The sequence below is a fragment of the Colwellia sp. genome, from assembly GCF_013215345.1.
Taxonomy (GTDB): Bacteria; Pseudomonadota; Gammaproteobacteria; order Enterobacterales; family Alteromonadaceae; genus Colwellia.
Map to the genome: position 1 here is coordinate 1 of NZ_JABSOV010000244.1, position 2,231 is coordinate 2,231.

Below are 2,231 nucleotides of genomic sequence, written 5' to 3' on the forward strand. Positions count from 1 at the left end.
TGTTGAGCCATTAAAAAGGCCGCGCAGCTCTATGGCGCCAATGATGGTCTTTAATGAAGATAATTCATTGCGTTTAGTTGTTGGTGCCCCCGGTGGTAGTCGTATTATTAATTATGTCGCGCAAACCATTGTAGGTGTTTTAGATTGGCAGCTTAATGTGCAACAAGCGATAAACTTGCCTAAGGTGACTAACCGAAATTCAGTGACCACACTTGAACTAGATACCGATATTGCCAAGTTAAAGCCAGCCCTTGAAGCTAAGGGACATCGAGTAAACGTTAGGGCGTTAAACAGTGGTTTGCACGCTATAGAAGTAACTAAAAATGGGCTTGTTGGTGGCGCAGACCCTCGCCGAGAAGGGCTAGCGTTAGGTCGTTAAGTTGTCGACGTGAAAATTCTAAAGTGAGACTTATAGTATATACCTGTCACCATTCAACTTGCAGGTATATAAAGGTCAAGAAAGACTGCTAACAGGCAAAAAATATAGCGGAACGTAGGCGCACAAAAGGGCTTGATGTTGCCGTTAGCCTCCCACCATAAGTTTATCAAAATAATCTTATCAAAGCTTTGGTTACACCTTACCGTGAAAAACTCTCTGTAAACGCTGCAATAATACCTTCTTGGTAAAGTCAGCATATACCTAATCTAAATTTAATAGCCATTACTTATACCAATGCCATTAAATTATTGGCCACTTGTGTGGGATAAAATACGCCAAGGCGGTGTTGCTCTCAATCCCAATAGCCAGCTATTGTTCAATCGTTCGCCTTGCTTTTATTTATTTTTCCGGTGCACAACAAGGCCACAAACTTAATTAAACGGCTATTAAGTATCACTTTTGGTGTGATTTTTGCTTAACTCTATTTATAAGTTATGTCCCTTTTTACCGACAAAAAACTGACTAAAGATTAGATATTTGTTGGCAGGAGAAAAATAGTAATGGCGAAAAATATCCAGCATGTCGCGCAAATGTTATGCCTTTTTATGGCTATCTTCCATGGTAATAGCCATGCGCTTGATAGTTCGGTGCAATTGCATAAAGTCGATCAAGATAAAAGCTTTGGTTATAGCCTTTCAATTGGCGATGAATTTTTTAAGCAAAAAGCCTTTAATTGGCAAGTAAGTTATAACCGCTTTGAAAATGTCGAGATTTCAGATTTGGATAAAATTAGTGTCGTATGGGATAGTGCAGGCTTTGATTTTACTATTCAAACCATAGACCTCTCACTAGGCTATCGTTATTACCCTAGATCTTACGACAAATTTATAAAGACTCTGATGGTTGAGTTCCAGTTAGGGGCATCGGTTAACCTGAGCGAGCATAAACTCATTCCTCTCGATCCTAAGGCTGATGAGAGGTACTTTGCTGAGCAAGGTGATATCAATCCGGTAATATCTATTTCTCTACAAAAAAGTTTTACTAAAAACTCGGCTATGCATATCGGGTTCAAACATTACCCCAGTTACTCTGACTTCGGCAGTATCAGCACCTTATTCATTGGCTTTAATTATCGCTTTGGCCGCCAGATTGGCTATTAGCTAGCTATTTCTTGGCTGTTAGTTACTAGTGAGATTAAAACTTTAATTATTCAAGTTTTTGCTAAATATGCCGATATCCTATGATATCTGTAACAGTTTTTTTTACAGCTAAACTTACAACTATAATCCTTTCATCCCTAGTAACTTTACTAGAGGTAATTGATCTAATTATCTGGAACTGCCCCAGATACAACTTTCTTTGGAGAAGCGTGTGTTGAAGTATAAAATACGTTGCTTTAAATTTTTAAGCATAGCTTTACTTGTCATCAGTAGTAGTAGTGTTTTTGCCATTGATACCGATGGTGATGGCTATGATGATTCCGTTGATTTATTTCCTGCTGATCCCCTTGAATGGATTGATACCGATCTTGATGGTATTGGTAATAATAGCGATCCTGATATTGATGGTGATGGCCTTCTTAATGGTACTGACGGTGGCCCCGATAATAACGATGATGGCGATCTTGCTATTAATCTTTATGATCCCCTGCCTAGAGACCCGAGTGAATGGCTCGATACTGACCTTGATGGTATAGGTAATAACACCGATACCGATGATGATAATGATGGAGTGCCCGATCTCCTTGATGTTTTTCCACTAAATTCGTTAGAAAGTTTAGATACTGACCTTGATGGTATAGGTAATAATGCCGATAGTGATGATGATGGTGATGGTGTGCTCGATGTTTACG

At 39.1% G+C, this 2,231-nt stretch carries 3 protein-coding genes; all 3 read left to right on the plus strand.

What is annotated here, in order from left to right; all coding sequences use genetic code 11:
• On the plus strand, positions 1-379 hold a 379-nt coding region (locus tag HRT50_RS18660), incomplete at its 5' end, for a gamma-glutamyltransferase (protein WP_291617309.1).
• 560 nt (positions 380-939) lie between these two features.
• The gene (locus HRT50_RS18665; protein WP_291617311.1) at positions 940-1,539 is read left to right on the plus strand and encodes a hypothetical protein; all 600 of its coding nucleotides are present in this window, start codon (positions 940-942) and stop codon (positions 1,537-1,539) included.
• A 211-nt stretch (positions 1,540-1,750) separates the two neighbouring features.
• Positions 1,751-2,231: thrombospondin type 3 repeat-containing protein (locus tag HRT50_RS18670; protein WP_291617313.1), on the plus strand; the 481-nt coding region annotated here is incomplete at its 3' end.

What these genes read in the sequence shown, in the direction of transcription:
- HRT50_RS18665 (WP_291617311.1), top strand. Translation starts at nt 940, where the DNA reads ATGGCGAAAAATATCCAGCATGTCGCGCAAATGTTATGCCTTTTTATG.